The organism is Streptomyces sp. NPDC006134, from assembly GCF_040628835.1.
Taxonomy (GTDB): domain Bacteria; phylum Actinomycetota; class Actinomycetes; order Streptomycetales; family Streptomycetaceae; genus Streptomyces.
This window is the reverse complement of the sequence record NZ_JBEXTV010000017.1, coordinates 82406-101031: the sequence shown is the minus strand read 5'-3', so window position 1 is coordinate 101031 and position 18626 is coordinate 82406. Positions and strand designations below refer to the sequence as shown.

Sequence of the window (18626 nt, the reverse complement as noted above, 5' to 3'; positions counted from 1 at the left end):
GCGTACGGGCCCCCGGCGCCCGCGGACCACCGGGGGTAAGCTCATGATCATGTTCGTCCTGGAGCTGACCTACACCGCCCCGCTCGACGCCGTCGACGCCGTGCTGGAGGCGCACGTGGCGTGGCTCGACGAGCAGTACCGCAAGGGGCTCTTCCTGGCGTCCGGCCGGAAGAACCCCCGCGACGGCGGAGTGATCATCGCGGTGGCACCGGACCGCGCGCGGATCGAGGAGACCGTCGCGGGCGATCCGTTCGTCACCGCCGGTGTGTGCCGGTACCGCGTCGTCGAGTTCGCGGCGACCATGACGGCGCCGGAGCTGGAGCGCCACCGGGAGACGCCCGGGTGAGCCCTGCGGCTCACCCGCCGCCCAGGGCGCGCCGCAGTTCGCTCTTGTTCATGTGCGAACGGCCGGGGAGGTCGCGGCGCCTGGCCTCCTGGTACAGCTGGTCGTAGGTGGCCTCCTGGGAGCCCTGCCCCGACCGCCGGCCGCCGCCGGACGACGTGTCCTTGCCCGCACCGCGGCCGGAGCTCTTGGTCTCGCCGGACCGGGCGCGCTCCTTGTTCACCGTGCGGGCGGCCATCTCCTCGGCCCGTCCGGTGCTCGCGCCGCGCTCCCGGGCGCTGTCCTTGATGTGTTCGTACTGCCGCTCCCGTTTGGGGCTCGAACCGCGTGGCATGTCCGCTCACTTCCTCTCACGTTCAGCGAACGGATACCCACGTTACGGACGAACACGGCATAGCGCTCGGCATGCCGCCGGGCGTGCGGCGCACGGTGAAGAACCGCGTCACTCCGGTGCATGGCGACGGTGACAGAGGTCACTCGGTCGGCGTGCGCACGGAACGGCTCATTCCATCGTCTTTCCCCGTGCCCGGCACCATCCGCCCGTCAGTCCGTCCAGCCGACACGAGGGAGCAGGCGTTGTCCACCGTCATCGAGCAGCCCGTAGAGGCCCGTCTCGTCGCCGCCGCGCCGCGGATGCCGAGCATTCCCGCCACGCTGTCCTACGACCGGCGCGATCCCTTCGCCGTCCGCATGACCTTCCCTGCCCCGGCCACCCTGGAGGGCGTGGACGTCTGCTGGACCTTCTCCCGCGAACTCCTCGCCGCGGGGATGGAACAGCCCGAGGGGCACGGCGACGTGCGGGTGCGGCCGTACGGGTACGACCGCACGGTCCTGGAGTTCCACGCCCCCGAGGGCACCGCCGTGGTGCACGTCCGCTCCGGGGAGCTGCGCCGCTTCCTCGCCGCCACGGACGAGCTGGTGCCCGCGGGCCTGGAGCACCTCCAGCTCGACCTGGACCACGACCTGGCGGAGCTGATGCGGGGCAGCCGCTGACCCCACGGCGCGGGCGGCCGGTGCGGCGGGCGGCGGCGAAAAGGCGTTGACAGCCGTTCCGGCCCCTCCTACGCTGTACAGCGGTCCTGTTGCCGTCGATTGGAGAAGGACGTTGCTCGTCTGAGGTCCTGAGACACCGCGTCACACCCCTGTGAGGTGTGTGCGCCGCGTGCGACCTCGGCGTTCGAGCCGTCCCCGACGAACAGGGCTTTTCTTCTGCCCAAGGCTGTCCGGCCCCCTCCGGGCCCTCGGGACCGCCCGGCTCCCTCGTCCCTCCCCGCGGTTCTCCCGCGACGGTCGCCGCCTCCCGGTGTCTCACACGCGTTTGCCCTGACCGCATCACGCAACCGCGGAGGCCCGTATGCCTTTGTCCATCAGCTGTACGTCCCTCTCCTTCACCTGGCCCGACGGCACTCCCGTCTTCGAGGGCCTCGACGTCTCCTTCGGTCCCGGCCGGACCGGGCTCGTCGGCGTCAACGGGTCGGGAAAGTCGACCCTGTTGAAGCTGATCGCCGGGGAACTCGCCCCGTCCGACGGCACCGTCCGGGTCGCCGGCGAGGTCGGCTACCTCCCGCAGAACGTCACCCTCGACACCGCCCTGCGGGTCGACGAGGCGCTCGGCATCGCCGCACAGCGGGCGGCGCTGCACGCCATCGAGGCCGGTGACGTGGCCGAGGAGCACTTCGAGACCGTCGGCGACGACTGGGACGTGGAGGAGCGCGCCCTGGCCACGCTCGGCGAACTCGGCCTCGGCCACGTCGACCTGGACCGCACCATCGGCGAGGTGTCCGGCGGCGAGTCCGTGCTGCTCCGGCTGGCGGCACTGCTGCTCGCCCGCCCGGACGTGCTGCTGCTCGACGAGCCGACCAACAACCTCGACCTGTACGCGCGCAGGCGGCTGTACGCGGCCGTGGAGTCCTGGCCCGGCGTGCTGGTCGTGGTCAGTCACGACCGGGAACTGCTGGACCTGGTCGACCAGATCGCCGACCTGCGCTCCGGCGAGATCGCCTGGTACGGCGGCAACTTCAGCGCCTACGAGGAGGCCCTGGCCGTCGAGCAGGAGGCGGCGGAGCGCATGGTGCGCGTCGCCGAGTCCGATCTGCGCAAGCAGAAGCGGGAACTGGCCGACGCCCAGGTCAAACTGGCCCGCCGCAAGCGGTACGGGCAGAAGATGTGGGACAGCAAACGCGAACCCAAGATCGTCATGGGGGCGCGCAAGCGCGCGGCACAGGAGTCCGCGGGCAAACACCGCATCATGCACGAGGAGAAGCTCGCCGAGGCGAAGGAACGCCTCGACGAGGCGGCGGAGGCCGTACGGGACGACGACGAGATCCGCGTCGACCTGCCGTACACGGCCGTCCCGCCGGGCCGGTCCGTGCTCACCCTGCGCGAGCTGGAGCTGCGGTACGGGGCGCGGGTCGCCGGGGGCCTGGATCTGCACGGTCCCGAACGGATCGCGCTGATCGGGCGCAACGGCGCGGGCAAGACCACGCTGCTGCGTACGATCGCCGGGGAGCTGGCGCCGGTGGCGGGCGAGGCGACGGCGCACGTGCCGCTGCGGTTCCTGCCGCAGCGCCTGGACGTCCTCGACGGCGAGCTGAGCGTCGCCGAGAACGTGGCCCGGTTCGCGCCGGGCGCCACCAACAACCGGATCCGGGCGCGGCTCGCGCGCTTCCTGTTCCGGGGCGCCCGCGCCGACCAGAAGGCGGCGACGCTCTCCGGCGGCGAGCGGTTCCGGGCGACGCTGGCCGCGCTGATGCTGGCCGAGCCCGCGCCGCAGCTGCTGATGCTGGACGAGCCGACGAACAACCTGGACATGGCGAGCGTCCGGCAGCTCACCACGGCCCTGGAGTCGTACGAGGGGGCGCTGATCGTGGCCAGCCACGACCTGCCGTTCCTGGAGTCGGTCGGCATCACGCGCTGGCTGATGCTGGAGGAGGGAGAACTGAAGGAAATCACGCCGGAAACTGTCGGGTATCCCGCCTAGCGTCCCCGGTATGAGCGAGGTCGCGAACGAGTTCATCACCGTCATCGGAGCCCGCGAGAACAATCTCAAGGACGTCACCCTCCGCATCCCGAAAGGCCGGCTGACCGTGTTCACCGGCGTTTCGGGGTCGGGGAAGTCGACGGTCGTGTCCGACACGATCGCGGTCGAGTCACAGCGCCAGCTGAACGAGACGTTCACCTGGTTCGTGCGCAACCGGCTGCCCACGTACGAACGGCCGCACGCGGACGCGCTGGAGGACCTCTCCCCCGTGATCGTCGTCGACCAGCGGCCGGTCGGCGGCCACTCGCGGTCCACGGTCGGCACGATGACGGACGTCTACTCGGTGCTCAGGGTGCTGTTCTCCCGGCACGGCACCCCGAGCGCCGGGCCGGCGACGGCGTACTCGTTCAACGACCCGTCGGGCATGTGCCCCGGCTGCGACGGGCTGGGCCGGAAGGTGCGGCCCGACTGGGACCGGATCATCGGCCCGGCCAGGTCGCTGGCGGGCGGCGCGATCCTCTTCCCGCCGTTCGCCGTCGGCACCTGGCAGGGGCAGACGTACACCAACACCACCGGGGTGGACGTGCACAAACCGGTGGGTGAGTTCACCGCCGCCGAGCGGGAGTTCCTGATGCGCGGGCGCGGGGCCACCGTGACCGTCGACAACACCGGCGGCGCACGGGACATCGGTTACGAGGGGCTGGCCGACCGTTTCGAGCGGCTGTACCTGAAGCGGGACCTGTCCGCGCTCAGCCGGAAGACCCGTGACCTGGTGGAGCGCTTCCTGACCGAGGACGTCTGCCCGGAGTGCCGCGGGGCCCGGCTGAACGCCGCCGCGCTCGCGACCCGGATTCGCGGCCTGTCCATCGCCGACTGCACCCGCATGCAGGTCACCGATCTGATCGCGGTGCTGAAGGAGATCGACGACCCGGTGGCCGGGCCGGTCGCCGGTGCCGCCGTCGCCGCGCTGGAGCGCATCGAGGCGATCGGGCTCGGCTACCTCGGCCTCGACCGGGAGACGGCCACGCTCTCCGGCGGCGAGGGGCAGCGGCTGAAGACCGTGCGGCACCTCGGCTCCAGCCTGACCGGGATGACGTACGTCTTCGACGAGCCCAGTGCCGGGCTGCACCCGCGCGACGTCGGCCGCCTGGGCGACCTGCTGCTGCGGCTGCGCGACAAGGGGAACACGGTGGTGGTCGTCGAACACAGCCTGGACGTCGTCGCGTACGCCGACTGGGTCGTCGACCTGGGGCCGGGCGGGGGCCGCGACGGCGGACGGGTGGTCTTCGAGGGGACCCCGCGGCAACTCCTCGCGGCCCGCGGCTCCTTCACGGCGGAGCACCTCAGGAGGGCCACCGTCTGACGGCGGCGGCGGAGTTTTCGCCCGCGGGGACCCGCCCTGCATGATGACGGACCGGCGTCGCATCATGGTGCCGGAAAGACACCGCCGATACGGAGACCCCAGTGCCCAGCAAGAAGGCCCTCGTCCGCCGCCCCAGCCCGCGCCTCGCCGAGGGGCTGGTGACCCACGTCGCGCGGGAGAAGGTCGACGTCGATCTCGCCGTCGAGCAGTGGGAGGCGTACGTCCAGGCCCTGCGCACCCACGGCTGGGAGACGATCGAGGTCGACCCCGCCGACGACTGCCCCGACTCGGTGTTCGTCGAGGACACGGTGGTCATGTACAAGAACGTCGCGCTGATCACCCGGCCCGGCGCCGAGTCCCGGCGGGCGGAGACCATGGGCGTGGAGGAGACCGTGGCCCGGCTGGGCTGCTCGGTCAACTGGATATGGGAACCGGGCACCCTGGACGGCGGCGACGTGCTGAAGGTCGGCGACACGATCTACGTCGGCCGCGGCGGACGCACCAACGCGGCCGGGGTGCAGCAGGTGCGGGCCGCGTTCGAGCCGCTGGGCGCGCGGGTCGTCGCCGTGCCGGTGAGCAAGGTGCTGCACCTGAAGTCGGCGGTGACGGCGCTGCCCGACGGGACGGTGATCGGGCACATCCCGAAGATGGACACCCCGTCGCTGTTCGGCCGTTTCCTGCCGGTGCCGGAGGAGTCCGGGGCGCATGTGGTGCCGCTGGGCGGGAGCAAGCTGCTGATGGCGGCGAGCGCGCCGCGCACGGCGGAGCTGCTCGCCGACCTCGGCCACCAGCCGGTCGTGGTCGACATCGGCGAGTTCGAGAAACTCGAGGGCTGTGTGACGTGCCTCTCGGTGCGGCTGCGGGAGCTGTACTCCTGACGGGTGAAAACGCCACCCGTGCGGCCCCGGGACCTGCGAGTTCCGGGGCCTTTCGCTGCGCCGGGGACAGACGGGGAGACAGGCGCCCGCACCCGACGGATACGGGCCCACCGGGCTGATCAGGCACCTTTACGGCGACTTTAACCTACGGCCTCGTAACCTACGGACTCGTAGCCTACGCTTTCGTAGCCTACGATTCCGTAGGTTCCGGCACCGCTCGCCGGCCGCTTTCCGCTTTGCCGTACGTCCCCCTGGAGTACCCGTGACGATCACTTCCCCGCACCTCGGCAGCCCCGCCGTTTGGACCGACGCCCGGCTGTTGTACGCACTGGAGGAAGTGGTCGAGAAGGAGCTGAACCGGCACCTGAAGGTCGCCAAGGACTGGATGCCGCACGAGTACGTGCCGTGGAGCGACGGCCGCAACTTCCCCGGCCTCTTCGAGGACGGCGAGGCCTGGGACAAGGAGCAGTCCAAGGTCACCGAGATCGGCCGGATCGCCCTGGTCGTCAACCTCCTGACGGAGGACAACCTCCCCAGCTACCACCACGAGATCGCCTCCCTGTTCGGCCGCGACGGCGCCTGGGGCACCTGGGTGCACCGCTGGACGGCGGAGGAGGGCCGGCACGGCATCGTGATGCGGGACTACCTGCTCACCTCGCGCGCCGTGGACCCGGACAAGCTGGAGCAGTTCCGCATGGCCCACATGAGCGAGGGCTTCGAGTCGGACAACCGGCACTCGATGCTGCACTCGGTCGCCTATGTCGCCTTCCAGGAGCTGGCCACCCGCATCTCGCACCGCAACACCGGCCACCAGTCCGGCGACCCGGTCTGCGACCGCATGCTGGCCCGCATCGCGACCGACGAGAACCTCCACATGGTCTTCTACCGGAACCTGCTCAAGGCGGCGTTCGAGCTGGCGCCCGACCTGACGATGCAGGCGGTGCGCGACGTGGTCGTCAACTTCCGCATGCCCGGCCACGGCATCCCCGGTTTCGAGCGGGCCGCCGCGCAGATGGCGATCGGCGAGGTCTACAACCTGCGCATCCACCACGACGACGTGCTCCAGCCGGTGCTGCGCCACCTGAAGGTCCTGGAGATCGACGGCCTCGGCCCGGAGGGCCTCAAGGCCCAGGAGGAACTGGGGCTGTTCATGGGTGGACTGGACGCGGAGGCCGCCAAGTTCGACGAGAAGCTGGCGGCGCGCAAGGCCCGGATGGCGGCCCGCGCGGGCGGCTGACGGCACCCGTGCCGCACCGGCGGCACGCCGGCCGCCACGGGCGGGAGGCGGTGTCAGTCTCCCGCCCGCCGCAGCATCAGCCGTTCCTTCTCGGAGAGACCGCCCCAGACGCCGAAACGCTCGTCGTTGGCCAGTGCGTAGTCCAGGCAGGCGGGCCGGATCGGGCACAGCGCGCAGATCCGCTTCGCCTCCCGGACGGAGCTGCCCGGCTCGGGGAAGAAGAAGTCTCCCCCGGTCTGCGCGCACAGCGCCTCCTCCTGCCAGTCGAGCTCGGACGGCGACATGATCGTTTCCACAGACATGGACAGGATCGTGCCCGGCGGTGAAAAACGTTCGATCAACGCGGGATCAACGGGGCGCTCCAGGGCCTTCGGCCCCCCGATGGTCCCCCGCGCGGTGCCGGGGTGCACGGCGGCGCGCGGGGACATGCGACGGCATGCGGTGGCACGCGGTGGCATGTGGTGGCACGCGAAGCCGTGCCCGGACCGATCCGGACCCGTCTGGCGGACGGGCCGGCGGTTCGCCCCGGCGGCGGTTGTCAGTGGGCGGTGCAAGACTCGGCAGAGCAGGCAACGGGACTCTTCCGAGGAGGGCGATGATGCTCACCACCCGTTTCGTCGACGGCTCCCCGAACTGGATCGACGTCGGCACCTCCGACATCGACGGCGCCGCCTCCTTCTACGGCGCCCTCTTCGGCTGGCGCTTCCGGTCGGCCGGGCCGGAGGCCGGCGGCTACGGCTTCTTCCAGCGGGACGGCAGGACGGCGGCCGGCGGCATGCAGATCACGCCGGAGCAGGGTCCGCCGTCCTGGACGGTCTACTTCCAGAGCCCGGACGCGGAGGCCACCGCCAAGGCCTCCGAGCAGGCGCACGGCAGTGTGCTCATGCGGCCGATGGACGTCATGGGGAAAGGCACCATGGCGATTCTCGCCGACCAGGCGGGCGTGCCGTTCGGCATCTGGCAGCCCGGGCAGCTGGCGGGCCTGGACCTGGCCGGGGAGCCCGGATCGCTGTGCTGGGCCGAGCTGTACACACCGGACGTCCCCGCCGCCGCCGCGTACTACCGGACCGTGCTCGGCCTGGAGACCTCGGTCGTCTCCTTCCCCGGCGGCACGTACACCTGTGTCAACCCGGCCGGCCAGGGCGAGGACGGCATGTTCGGCGGGCTCGTCCCGCTGGCCGACGATCCGGCCGAGACGGAGCCGTACTGGCTGCCGTACATCGAGGTGCCCGACGCGGACGCCGCGGTCGCCAAGGCCGAGGAGCTGGGCGGCACGGTGCGCGTGCCGGCCACGGACATCGAGGGCGTCGGGCGCGTCGCCCGGCTCGCCGACCCGTACGGCGCCCGGTTCGCGGTGATCAAGACCGCGCCGCAGGGGGCGTAGGCCCGTACAAGGGCGCCGGGTGGCTGGAGCAGGCGGTCAAGGAGCGGATGCCGGAGCGGTCGCCGCCGGGCATCGTGGCCCGCACCGCCTCATACGGACGTGACGCACGCGGCCCGGTACGTCCGCCGGGCCGACGGCGGTGACGCGCCGGGCCCGCACCGGGACCCGCCCGGCGCCCGCGGGGTGCGGCCGGGCCGCCGGCAGTCCCACGCCGGTCCGGGCGGCGGCCGTCCGCCCCCGATCCGTCAGTGCGCGTGCCGCCGCCCGTCCGCGTCCCCGGTCTGCGGGGACTCCTGTCCCTCGTGCCCTGCGTGGCCCTCGTGCGGGTCGTACCCCGGGACCGTCCCGTCCGTCTTCTTCACCAGGAACAGTCCCACCATGCCCATGTCCGAGTGGCTCTGCACATGACAGTGGTACATCCACGCCCCGGCGCCCACCCCCTCGCCCGCGATCACCTGGAAGCCGAAGGAGTCCGCCGGCCCGGTGATCTTGTTGTCGATGACCTGGCTGGGGTCCTCCGGCCCGGTGAGCAGGCCCGTGCGGTTGTCGGCCCAGCGGTGACCGTGCAGGTGGAAGGTGTGGTAGTACTCGCCGTGCGTGATCACCACGAACTCGACCCGGTCTCCCACGGTGGCCTCGAAGTCCGGACCCGAGTGCGCGGGTCTGTTGTTGATGAGCATGTCGTTGAAGACGACGGTGTGCGTGCGGTCCGGCAGGATGTCGCCCTTGCGGCGGACGATCACCGCGCCGAACAGGCCCTTGCGGATGCCTCCGGTGCCGTGTTCCGTGCCCACCACATGGTCGTGGTAGTGCCAGTAGCCCGCGCTGCCCGCCCGCCAGGTGCCGTCCTTGCGGCGGCCGGGCGCGTGGGTGCGCCAGGTGTAGGTGCGGGTGCCGCCCGGCTCGACGTCGCTCTTGTTCAGCTTCGTCCCGTCGCTGGAGATCTCGTAGTCCAGGCCGTGGACGTGCAGGCTCACCGGCACGTCCATCGTGTTCTCCAGCTCGATGTGGACGGTGTCGCCCTCGTTGAGCTCGATCAGCGGGCCGGGGACCGTCGCCTTGCCCTTCTCCAGGCCGTAGCCCATCTGCCCGTCGGGCAGCTTCTCGGCGTACAGCTTCAGGTGCCTGACCTCGCCCCCGGCCGGGGCGGTCCGCACCGTGTCGCCGGTGGCGGCGTCCGCGGGGCCGGCCGACCCCGGGGCCAGCGACAACGACGTCGCGACGGCCGCGCCGCCCAGCAGCACCCGCCGGTTGAAGCCGCGTCTGTCCATGCCGAACTCCCCACGCTGGTAAGGAAAGTGCCGGGACGTAGCTGTGATGAGCCTGTGAGACGGTAGCGGGCACAGCCCCGTTTATCCACACTCAGGACAAAGTTTGTGGCATCACGGTCATACCTATTGGCGAGCCACGCAAAGAGGTCTAGCTTCCTTGGCGCTGTTGCTGTTGCCGCTTCCGCGACCGAGGGAGGAGTGGGTGACCGCATGCGCTTCACATCGCAACACGAGCCCCTGCACCTACGAGGATTGAGCGCACGAAGCACCGCGCACGCCGAAAGCCCCGGGAACACCGGTGGCACCGGGAACGCCAGAGGCAGGAGGAGACGGGTCTGGGCGGCTCCCCTGGCCGCCGGCGTGGTGGCCGCGGGACTGCTGTCGGGCCCCGCCGCCAGCGCGCGCCCGGCCCCCGATCCGTCCCTGACAACGATGTCGATCACCTCGCCGCCGGGTGGTGCGAACGTCCGCGTCCTGATCTTCTACGGGTCGGCCGCACCCGGTGAGGAGTCGCCGCTCGTCAACGCCGGTATCGAGGCGATCGAGCAGATCGGCCTGTCCGGCCCGGCGGGACAGCGCTTCCGGGTGGAGGCCACGGACGACGCCTCCGTCTTCACCGACGACCGCAGGCTCAGCCGGTACAACGCGATCGTGTTCCCGACCGGCGGCGGCGATGTGCTCGACCCGGACCAGGAGGCCGGTCTGGAGGCGTACATGGAGGCCGGCGGCGGTTTCGTCGGCATCCACGACGCGGCGCGCGCCGAGCCGTACTCCGACTGGTTCACCGGGCTCGTCGGCGCCCGCCCGGCCACCTCCAGCCCGGCGGAGGTCCAGCGGGCCACCGTCGAGGTCGGCGACCGGCGCCACCCGGCCACCAAGGACCTGCCGGTGCAGTGGAAGAGGCTGGACAAGTGGCTGAACTGGGTGAAGAACCCCTCCGGCGAGGTGCACACCGTGGCGCGGGTGCGCGAGTCGACGTACCGGCCCGGCGCGGGCGCCAACGGCTGGGACCATCCGGTGAGCTGGTGCCGGGACTACGACGGCGGGCGCTCCTTCTACACGGGCATGGGCGGCACGGTGTCGTCGTACGACGAGACCGACTTCCGCGAGCACCTGCGCGGGGCGCTGCTGTGGACCACCCGGCTGGTGCAGGCCGACTGCAAGGCCACCATCAGCGGCAACTACAAGGCGGAGCGGCTCACCCAGCCCAACCAGCCCGGGCAGAACGACCAGATCGGCGAGCCGCACGGCCTGGTCACCGCCCCCGACGGCCGGGTGTTCTACATCGGCCGGGGCGGCGCGGACGCCTCCCAGCCGGTGATCACGGACTGGAACAACCCGGACATCGGCAAGGGCAAGGGCCAGATCCACGTCTACGACCCGAGGACGGAGAAGGTCACGCTCGCGGGCGAGCTGACGGTCTTCGGCAACAAGGGCGGCGGCGACGAGCTGGTCAAGGTCGAGGAGGGGCTGCTCGGCATCGAGCTGGACCCGCGGTTCGCGGAGAACGGGTGGGTGTACCTGCACTACACCCCCCACTCCCGGATCGACCGCGACACGCACATGGCCGAGCGGCGCGTCTCCCGCTTCACCTTCGACGAGGCCACCGGCAGGCTGGACCTGAACAGCGAGAAGGTGCTGCTGAAGTGGCCGGTGCAGATCCACAGCTGCTGCCACGCGGGCGGCGGGATGGCCTGGGACTCCCGGGGCAACCTGTACATCGCCACCGGTGACAACAACTCCAGCGGCTTCAGCGACGGTTACTCGGGCAACAACCCGCAGCCGAACTTCAAGGGCGTGTCCTTCGCGGACGCCCGCCGCACCGCCGGCAACACCAACAACCTCAACGGCAAGATCCTGCGCATCCACCCGGAGCCGGACGGGACGTACACGATCCCCGAGGGCAACCTCTTCACCGGCAAGGAGACCGACGAGGGCGGCGGCAAGACGCGCGGCGAGATCTATGTGATGGGCGTGCGCAACCCGGCGCGCATCTTCGTCGACAAGTCGACCGACATCCTCTACGCGGGCTGGGTCGGCCCGGACGCGAGCAGCCCGTCGCCGACCTGGGGTCCGGCCAAGTACGACCAGTTCGCCGTGATCACCGAGGCGGGCAACCGGGGCTGGCCGTACTGCATGGGCAACAAGCAGCCCTACCGGGACCGCAACCTGCCCGACCCGTCGCAGCCGCTGGGCTGGTACGACTGCGACCACCCGAAGAACGAGTCGCCGAACAACGACGGCCTGGTCAACCTGCCGCCGGTGACCGGCAACAACATCTGGTACTCACCGGACGGCGGCGGCCCGGACTTCCCGCGCGACGCCGACGGGGTCCCGTCGTACAAGAAGGAGGAGGCCACCTACCGGCTGCCCTGGCTCAAGGGCGGCGGCCAGGCGGCGATGAACGGCCCGGTCTACCGGTACGACGCGGACAGCCCCAGCGAGACCAAGTGGCCCGCGTACTGGGACGGCAAGTGGTTCGTCGGCGACTTCTACGACGCCGACCAGCCGCGCAACGCGGTGCTGATGGACCCCGCGACGCAGGGCGACGGCGGTCCGCCGGTGCACTCGGAGTCGCTGAAGAAGATCGTGCCGGTCGGCAACGACGGCATCCGCAACCTGATGGACTGGCGGTTCGGCCCCGACGGCGCGCTGTACGTCCTGGACTACGGGCGCGGCTTCTTCACTTCCGACTCCCGGTCGGCCCTGTGGCGGGTCACCTACACGGGCGGCGGGCCCACCCCGGCCGCCGGACAACTGGCGAGGGGGACGCGGTGATACGGCAGCGAAGAGTGTGGGCCGCCCTGCTGGCGGGCCTGCTGGTGATGCTCGGCCTCCAGACGATGCCCGCCTCCGGGCAGCCGCGGGCCGAGGAGGCCGCCGCGGAGCAGGTCCTCACCTGGACCGCGGGCAACGACATCACGAAGTACACGTCGGCACCCGAGACGGCGGTGGCCGGACCGGCGACGATCGTCTTCGAGAACAGCGAGGCGACCGGCAACACCACCGGCATGCCGCACACGCTGACGTTCGTGACGAGCGACCCCGAGTACAACAGTGACGTCCAGCTCAACATCCTGGCCAACCCCTTCGACGACCAGGGCGGCCGGCACACCGCCGAGGTCACCCTCTCCCCCGGCCGGTACCTCTACCACTGCACGATCCCCGGCCACGGGGAGATGAAGGGCGTGCTGGTGGTGACCGAGGGCACCGGTGAGGACACCACGGCGCCCGAGACGTCGGCCGAGGTGCGCGGCACGCGGAACTCCCAAGGCCAGTACGTGGGTTCGGCGAGCGTGGCGATCGAGGCGAGCGACGCCGGTAGCGGGGTGGACCGGGTCGAGTACGCGGTCGGCGCGGACGGCACCTGGCAGCCGTACACCACGCCGGTCGTGATCGACCAGGTCGGCGACCACACGGTCCGCTACCGGGCGTTCGACAAGGCGGGCAACGCGGCGGCGGAGAAGAGCGTCGCCTTCACCGTCGTGCCCCCGCCGACCGAGGACACGGACCCGCCGGAGACCTCGGCGACGGTCGACGGTGAACGGGACCCGGACGGGGCGTACATCGACATGGCGACGGTCACCGTCACCGCCTCCGACACCGGGTCCGGCGTCAACACCATCGAGTACGCGGTCGGAGACGGCGCCTGGCAGGCGTACACCGCGCCGGTGATGGTCCACCAGGTGGGCACCTACACCGTGCGCTACCGGGCCACCGACAAGGCGGGCAACGCGGCGGCGGAGAAGAGCGTCACCTTCACCGTCGTGGCCGCTCCCCCGCGGGACACCACCCCGCCGGTGACGGGTGCGACCGTGGAGGGCACGAAGAACTCCGACGGGGCGTACGTCGGCAGCGCCAAGGTGACCGTCAGCGCCACCGACGCGGGCGGCTCGGGTGTGGCCGCCGTCGAGTACTCGCTGGACGGCGGGCCCTACCTCGCGTACACCGCGCCCGTCGTCGTGGACCGGGCCGGCACGCACACCGTCGCCTACCGGGCGAGCGACAAGGCGGGCAACACCTCCCAGCCGGGCACCGTCAGCTTCACGGTGGTGGCGGGCGGCGGCGTGCCGGCGCCGAACTGCCCGGAGTACGACGAGCGCCTGACGGTGATCGTCGGGAGCGTCGACTCGGGCGTGCCGAACCGCGTGACGAACAACCGGTGCCGGATCGGCGAGCTGATCGAGGACGAGAAGGACTGGACGTCCCAGGCGCTGTTCCTCAAGCACGTGCAGGAGGTCCTGGACCGGCTGCTCGCCGAGGGCGTGGTCGACCGGCGCGAGTACCGGGCGATCGAGAAGGCGGCCCGCCAGTCCGGGATCGGCAGGCCCGGCCAGACCGAGGGCTACCGCACGATCCTCGACGGCAGCCCCGAGGCGCTGGCCAAGTGGGAGCAGGTGGGCGGCGGTTCGTTCGCGCCGAACCCGGACGGGTCGATCACCTCCGGTACCACGAAACCGGGGCTCGGCATGCTGTGGTTCCCCGAGCGCAAGTACGGCGACTTCTCGCTGAAGCTCCAGTGGCGCGACGACGCCCCCGGCACGGGCAACGCCAACTCCGGTGTGTTCGTGCGCTTCCCGTGGGTCCACGGCCACCCCGAGGAGTCGCGTCCGGAGTGGGTCGCCATCAAGTACGGGCATGAACTGCAGGTGTTCGACAGCCCCACCGGCGACATGTACAAGACGGGCTCGGTGTACGGCTTCGACCGGGTCGGGCTGGCCGGCGCCGGGGTGACCGAGAAGGGCACCTGGAACGACTACGAGATCCGCGTGGTCGACCAGCACTACGAGATCTACCGCAACGGCGTGCTGATCAACGAGTTCGACAACACCGGCGGCCAGGAGTTCACGCCGCCCCGCTCGGACGACCCGGGCACCGACGGCCGGCGCTTCGCCTCCGGTTACATCGGGCTCCAGGTGCACGGCACGACCGATGTGGTGTCCTTCCGGGACGTGCGGATCAAGGAACTGTAGGCCCCGGCCCGGAGGGCCTCTTCGCGCGGCTCGGCTGTACCCGCCTGGGTTCCCCCGGCGTCTTCGGACACTCGGGCGGGTACGGCCGACGTCGATGGCCCGGTGACCGGCCTCAGGCCGGCTTGCGCCACACGGAGACGTGCTTCGCGGAGTCCTGGGAGAACGGAGACCCGTCCCAGTCCGCGACGCGCCGTTCCAGTTCGAGCCCGGCGATCCGTGCCATCAGGTCGAGCTCTGCCGGCCAGGCGTAACGGTGCCGGGAGCTGTCACGCCGGTAACGGCCGTCGTCGCCGTCGCGGGTGAAGTGGTGCGAGACGAGGATCTGCTCCACCAGGTCGAAGGTGTCGAAGCCGAGATGCTCCTCGGAGACGTCGAACGGCACCGCGACCTGGCCGGGCGGCAGGAACCGCAGCGGCGGCACACCCAGCTCGATGACGAACCGGCCGCCGGGCTCCAGATGACGTGCGGCATTGCGGAAGCACTCGACCTGCTCGTCCTGCGTGAGCAGGTTCGTGATGGTGTTGTAGACGAGGTAGACCAGGGTGAACTGGCCGGGAACGACCGTGGTGGCCATGTCTCCGATGGTTACCGGAAGCGTGTCCTCGTCGATCTTGCGCCGCAGCACCGCCGCCATGTGCTCGGACAGTTCGATGCCCACTACCGGCACGCCGCGTTCCCGGAGCGGGACGCCCACTCGTCCGGTCCCGATGGCGAACTCAAGTGCCCGGCCGCCTCCGGCGAGCTCGGCGAGGAAGGCGAGAGTCGGTCCGAGAACGGCGGCCGAGGACGACTCGGCCTCCTCGGCGTCGTAGCGGTCGGCGGCCGCACGGGTCCACAGTTCACTGCTCGTCACGGGCGGCCACTTTGCCGGGCGCCGAGGGGTGCTGTCGACGCATTTACCTTCCACCGGCTCCGCATTTACCTTCCACCGGCTCCGATCGCACGCTTCGGGGCGGGCCGGTGGCCGGCTCGCTGCTGGGTCTGTACGACGACCGGGGCGTCCTCCGGCACGTGGGCGTGTCCGCCGCCTTCCCGATGAAGCGGCGGGCCGAGCCGGGGCTTCCTCGGCTCCGGCGGGACTTCACGCGTCAGGGCTTCAGCAGCACCTTGACCGCGCCGTTCTGCTTCTTCTGGAACATCTCGTACGCCTGCGGCGCCTCGGCGAGCGGCACCCGGTGGGTGGCGAAGTCGTCGACGCCGAGGGGGTCCTCGTCGGTGAGGTAGGGGAGGATCTCGTCGCTCCAGCGGCGGACGTTGGCCTGCCCCATGCGCAGCTGGATCTGCTTGTCGAACAGGGTGAGCATCGGCATCGGGTCGGCCATGCCGCCGTAGACGCCGGACAGCGAGAGGGTGCCGCCGCGCCGTACGAGGTCGATGGCGGTGTAGAGGGCGGCGAGCCGGTCGACGCCGAAGCGTTCCGCGAGCGGTGCGCCGAGGGAGCGGGGCAGCAGCGCGGACGCCTGCTGAGCCAGCTTGGCGGCGGCGCTGCCGTGGGCCTCGGTGCCGACGGCGTCGATCACGGCGTCGGGGCCGCGGCCGTCGGTCTCGTCGCGGATCGCGGCGACCAGCTCCTTCTCGTTGTCGAAGGCCCTGAGGTCATACGTCTCCACGCCCCGCTCGCGCGCCCGGCGCAGCCGTTCGGGGACCAGGTCCACGCCGAAGACCCGCCCGGCACCCTTGACCTGGGCGATCCGGCAGGCCATGTCGCCGATGGGGCCGAGGCCGAGCACGGCGACGCTGCCGCCCTGCGGGACGTCGGCGTAGGCGACGGCCTGCCAGGCGGTGGGCAGGACGTCGGAGAGGTACACGAACCGGTCGTCGGGCGGCCCGTCCGGCACCTTGATCGGCCCGTACTGCGCCTGCGGGACGCGCAGGTACTCGGCCTGTCCGCCCGGCACCGCGCCGTACAGGCGGGTGTAGCCGAACAGGGCGGCGCCCATGCCCTCGGCGGTGACCTGGGTGGTCTCGCACTGGGTCGGCAGCCCGGTGCCGCACATGAAGCAGTGGCCGCACGCGATCTGGAACGGGACGACGACCCGGTCGCCCGGCTTGAGATGCGGCACCTCGGCGCCGGCCTCCTCGACGATGCCCATGGGCTCGTGGCCGAGGATGTCGCCCGGGGTCATGAACGGGGTGAGCACCTCGTACAGGTGCAGGTCGGAACCGCACAGTCCGGCGGATGTGACCCGGATGACCGCGTCGGTCGGTTCCTGGATCCTCGGGTCGGGCACGTCCTCGACCCGTACGTCCCGCTTGCCCTGCCAGGTCACTGCCTTCATCGCCTCGCGCTCCCTCCGTCGCCGTGCGCGTCGGTTCCTGGGGTGGTCGCCGAGTACCCGGGAGCCGCTCGGCCGAATCGCCGGCCGTCCGGCGGGGCCGATCGGCGGAAACGGCATGCGCGATCGCGACCGGTCGGGTATGGCCAGAAATGCACCGAGAAGCGCACAATCAATGGCACAGGACAGCGGGCGGGTGGTGGGGATGCGACGAACGGCGCGCAACCGGCGGGGTCCGGCACTGGCGCTGGCGGCGGCGGTGGCGCTGTCCCTGGCGGCCGGCTGCACGGCGGGGCCCGGACCGGACGACGAACGGCCGCGCCGGACACCGCCGGGAACCGCGGGCGGCACCGCCTCCGTACTCGCCGTGAAGATCGACAACGCGCCCGCGGCCCGGCCGCAGACGGGCCTGGAGGCGGCCGACGTCGTCTACGCGGAACCGGTCGAGGGCGGGCTGAGCCGGCTGATGGCGGTGTACGCGACACGGCTGCCGCAGACCGTCGGGCCGGTGCGCAGCGCCCGCGAGTCCGATCTGGAGCTGCTGCGCCAGTTCGACCGGCCGGTGCTCGCCTTCTCGGGCGCGCAGAGCAAGCTGCTGCCGCTGATCGACCGGGCGCCGCTGCTGACGAAGACCCCCGAGGAGGCTCCCGGCGCGTACCTGCGCAGTCCCGGGCGGTCCGCCCCGCACGACCTCTACCTGCGCCCCGGCGAGCTGATGCCCTCGGCACCCGGCGCCCACGCCCTGACGACGGGGTTCCGGTACGGCGCGGCGCCGGCCGGCGGTACGCCCGAGACCTCGCGCACGGTGCGCTACCCGGCGGCCCGCTTCACCTTCACCTGGTCCGCGCGGCACGCGGGCTGGCTGGTCGCGATGGACGGGACGCCCGCCGTCACGGCCGGCGGCGGGCGGCTCGCGCCCCAGACCGTGGTCGTGCAGTACGTGCGGGTGCGGGACTCCGCCTACCGCGACTTCCTCGGGAGCGCCACGCCGTACGTGGAGACGGTGGGCGCCGGTCCGGCCCGGGTGCTGCGGGACGGCAGGGCGTACGACGTGCACTGGAAGCGCGGGGCGGCCCAGGAAGGCACGCGGTTCACGACGGCGGACGGCGCGCCGGTGAACTTCGCCCGGGGCCAGGTGTGGGTGGTGTTCGCGCGGGCCGCCTGACCGGGGCGGGGCCCTCTGACCGGGACGGGACCCCTTGACCGGGACGGGACCCCTTGACCGGGACGGGACCCCTTGACCGGGACGGGACCCCTTGACCGGCGCCCGGGCCGTCCGTGTCAGCGCCGGGCCACTACCGGCTCCCCCGGGTTGCGCAGCCCCTCCGCCGCGTCCGCGACCCGGCGGATCAGGTCGAAGAAGACCTCCTGCTCCTCGGCGGAGAGCGGGGCGAGGAAGACCTGGTTCATCCGGGCCGTGCGCACGGTCAGCTTGCGGTGGGTGCGCTGCCCCTCGTCCGTCAGGCGCAGCAGGAAGCGGCGGCCGTCCTGGGGATCGCGGACCTTGTCGAGCAGTCCGCGGCGGCCGAGCCGGCTGATCACCTCGGCGATCGTGGAGCGGTCGAGCCCCACCCGCTCCCCCACCGTGCGCTGGTCCAGGCCGGGTTCGGCGACGAGCGCGTTGAGGACCGCGAACTGCGGCGAGGTGATCTCCTCGGAGACCATCGTGTTCCACAGCAGGTAGTGCGCCTGCTGGAGCCGCCGGGCCAGGTGCCCGGGGTGGCTGGTGAGGTCCACCGCGGCCATGTGCGCTCCCGTGATCGCATTCGTTGGTGCACTGACGATACCTCCTCGAAGGGAAGCCGTCTTCACACTCGGCCGACGATGAAGGTCGCGTTTACCCAGGTCTTGACGGTACGGCTCTCCGATGGCAGCGTGTGGGCAACCTCGCTGAAATACTCAGTGCCCTGACTATCTGGGA

General features: G+C 71.5%; 15 protein-coding genes and 1 pseudogene. 10 read left to right on the top strand and 6 right to left on the bottom strand.

What is annotated here, in order from left to right; all coding sequences use genetic code 11:
* Positions 1 to 49: 49 nt before the first annotated feature.
* Positions 50 to 346 (top strand): YciI family protein, encoded by a 297-nt coding sequence (locus tag ABZ340_RS13975; protein ID WP_358782028.1) that lies wholly within the window; start codon positions 50 to 52, stop codon positions 344 to 346.
* A gap of 10 nt (positions 347 to 356) precedes the next feature.
* On the opposite strand, the gene ABZ340_RS13970 is transcribed toward ABZ340_RS13975, so the two are convergent.
* Positions 357 to 677, bottom strand: coding sequence for a plasmid stabilization protein (locus ABZ340_RS13970; protein ID WP_358781992.1), 321 nt, complete (start codon positions 675 to 677; stop codon positions 357 to 359).
* A gap of 242 nt (positions 678 to 919) precedes the next feature.
* Here ABZ340_RS13970 and ABZ340_RS13965 point away from each other — a divergent pair, with 242 nt between their 5' ends.
* The 5 genes and pseudogenes from ABZ340_RS13965 (at position 920) to ABZ340_RS13945 (ending at position 6801) form a co-directional block, all read left to right on the top strand.
* Positions 920 to 1336 (top strand): SsgA family sporulation/cell division regulator, encoded by a 417-nt coding sequence (locus ABZ340_RS13965; protein WP_358781991.1) that lies wholly within the window; start codon positions 920 to 922, stop codon positions 1334 to 1336.
* A 361-nt stretch (positions 1337 to 1697) separates the two neighbouring features.
* On the top strand, positions 1698 to 3323 hold the full coding sequence (locus ABZ340_RS13960; protein ID WP_358781990.1) for an ABC-F family ATP-binding cassette domain-containing protein: 1626 nt from the start codon (positions 1698 to 1700) through the stop codon (positions 3321 to 3323).
* Positions 3324 to 3333: 10 nt separating this feature from the next.
* Positions 3334 to 4629, top strand: a pseudogene (locus tag ABZ340_RS13955) (excinuclease ABC subunit UvrA); the annotation flags it as partial.
* 158 nt (positions 4630 to 4787) lie between these two features.
* Complete coding sequence (ddaH, locus tag ABZ340_RS13950; protein ID WP_358781989.1) at positions 4788 to 5564, top strand: dimethylargininase; 777 nt, start codon at positions 4788 to 4790, stop codon at positions 5562 to 5564.
* A 262-nt stretch (positions 5565 to 5826) separates the two neighbouring features.
* Positions 5827 to 6801 (top strand): acyl-ACP desaturase, encoded by a 975-nt coding sequence (locus tag ABZ340_RS13945; protein ID WP_358781988.1) that lies wholly within the window; start codon positions 5827 to 5829, stop codon positions 6799 to 6801.
* A 53-nt stretch (positions 6802 to 6854) separates the two neighbouring features.
* Here ABZ340_RS13945 and ABZ340_RS13940 read toward each other — a convergent pair whose 3' ends face one another.
* On the bottom strand, positions 6855 to 7103 hold the full coding sequence (locus ABZ340_RS13940) for a WhiB family transcriptional regulator (protein WP_358781987.1): 249 nt from the start codon (positions 7101 to 7103) through the stop codon (positions 6855 to 6857).
* A 296-nt stretch (positions 7104 to 7399) separates the two neighbouring features.
* Here ABZ340_RS13940 and ABZ340_RS13935 point away from each other — a divergent pair, with 296 nt between their 5' ends.
* Positions 7400 to 8185 (top strand): VOC family protein, encoded by a 786-nt coding sequence (locus ABZ340_RS13935; RefSeq protein WP_358782027.1) that lies wholly within the window; start codon positions 7400 to 7402, stop codon positions 8183 to 8185.
* Positions 8186 to 8430: 245 nt separating this feature from the next.
* Here the strand turns inward: ABZ340_RS13935 and ABZ340_RS13930 are convergent, their stop codons facing one another.
* Positions 8431 to 9456: a multicopper oxidase domain-containing protein gene (locus ABZ340_RS13930; RefSeq protein ID WP_358781986.1), complete on the bottom strand. Its 1026-nt coding sequence runs from the start codon at positions 9454 to 9456 to the stop codon at positions 8431 to 8433.
* A 348-nt stretch (positions 9457 to 9804) separates the two neighbouring features.
* On the opposite strand from ABZ340_RS13930, the gene ABZ340_RS13925 reads away from it, so the two are divergent.
* Both ABZ340_RS13925 and ABZ340_RS13920 read left to right on the top strand, forming a co-directional pair.
* On the top strand, positions 9805 to 12234 hold the full coding sequence (locus tag ABZ340_RS13925) for a ThuA domain-containing protein (protein ID WP_358782026.1): 2430 nt from the start codon (positions 9805 to 9807) through the stop codon (positions 12232 to 12234).
* A 14-nt stretch (positions 12235 to 12248) separates the two neighbouring features.
* Positions 12249 to 14429, top strand: coding sequence for a family 16 glycoside hydrolase (locus tag ABZ340_RS13920; protein WP_358782025.1), 2181 nt, complete (start codon positions 12249 to 12251; stop codon positions 14427 to 14429).
* Between the two features lie 112 nt (positions 14430 to 14541).
* Here ABZ340_RS13920 and ABZ340_RS13915 read toward each other — a convergent pair whose 3' ends face one another.
* On the bottom strand, positions 14542 to 15282 hold the full coding sequence (locus ABZ340_RS13915; RefSeq protein WP_358781985.1) for a class I SAM-dependent methyltransferase: 741 nt from the start codon (positions 15280 to 15282) through the stop codon (positions 14542 to 14544).
* A gap of 235 nt (positions 15283 to 15517) precedes the next feature.
* Complete coding sequence (locus ABZ340_RS13910) at positions 15518 to 16708, bottom strand: zinc-dependent alcohol dehydrogenase (RefSeq protein WP_358781984.1); 1191 nt, start codon at positions 16706 to 16708, stop codon at positions 15518 to 15520.
* Positions 16709 to 16910: 202 nt separating this feature from the next.
* On the opposite strand from ABZ340_RS13910, the gene ABZ340_RS13905 reads away from it, so the two are divergent.
* On the top strand, positions 16911 to 17870 hold the full coding sequence (locus ABZ340_RS13905) for a DUF3048 domain-containing protein (protein WP_358782024.1): 960 nt from the start codon (positions 16911 to 16913) through the stop codon (positions 17868 to 17870).
* Positions 17871 to 17986: 116 nt separating this feature from the next.
* Here ABZ340_RS13905 and ABZ340_RS13900 read toward each other — a convergent pair whose 3' ends face one another.
* Positions 17987 to 18451 (bottom strand): MarR family transcriptional regulator, encoded by a 465-nt coding sequence (locus ABZ340_RS13900; RefSeq protein ID WP_358781983.1) that lies wholly within the window; start codon positions 18449 to 18451, stop codon positions 17987 to 17989.
* Positions 18452 to 18626 lie beyond the last annotated feature (175 nt).

Excerpts from the sequence above, each read along its gene's own strand:
- ABZ340_RS13975 (WP_358782028.1), top strand. The coding sequence starts at position 50 with ATGTTCGTCCTGGAGCTGACCTACACCGCCCCGCTCGACGCCGTCGAC.
- ABZ340_RS13970 (WP_358781992.1), bottom strand. The coding sequence starts at position 677 with ATGCCACGCGGTTCGAGCCCCAAACGGGAGCGGCAGTACGAACACATC.
- ABZ340_RS13960 (WP_358781990.1), top strand. The coding sequence starts at position 1,698 with ATGCCTTTGTCCATCAGCTGTACGTCCCTCTCCTTCACCTGGCCCGAC.
- ABZ340_RS13940 (WP_358781987.1), bottom strand. The coding sequence starts at position 7,103 with ATGTCTGTGGAAACGATCATGTCGCCGTCCGAGCTCGACTGGCAGGAG.
- ABZ340_RS13935 (WP_358782027.1), top strand. The coding sequence starts at position 7,400 with ATGCTCACCACCCGTTTCGTCGACGGCTCCCCGAACTGGATCGACGTC.
- ABZ340_RS13930 (WP_358781986.1), bottom strand. The coding sequence starts at position 9,456 with ATGGACAGACGCGGCTTCAACCGGCGGGTGCTGCTGGGCGGCGCGGCC.
- ABZ340_RS13910 (WP_358781984.1), bottom strand. The coding sequence starts at position 16,708 with ATGAAGGCAGTGACCTGGCAGGGCAAGCGGGACGTACGGGTCGAGGAC.
- ABZ340_RS13905 (WP_358782024.1), top strand. The coding sequence starts at position 16,911 with ATGCGACGAACGGCGCGCAACCGGCGGGGTCCGGCACTGGCGCTGGCG.
- ABZ340_RS13900 (WP_358781983.1), bottom strand. The coding sequence starts at position 18,451 with ATGGCCGCGGTGGACCTCACCAGCCACCCCGGGCACCTGGCCCGGCGG.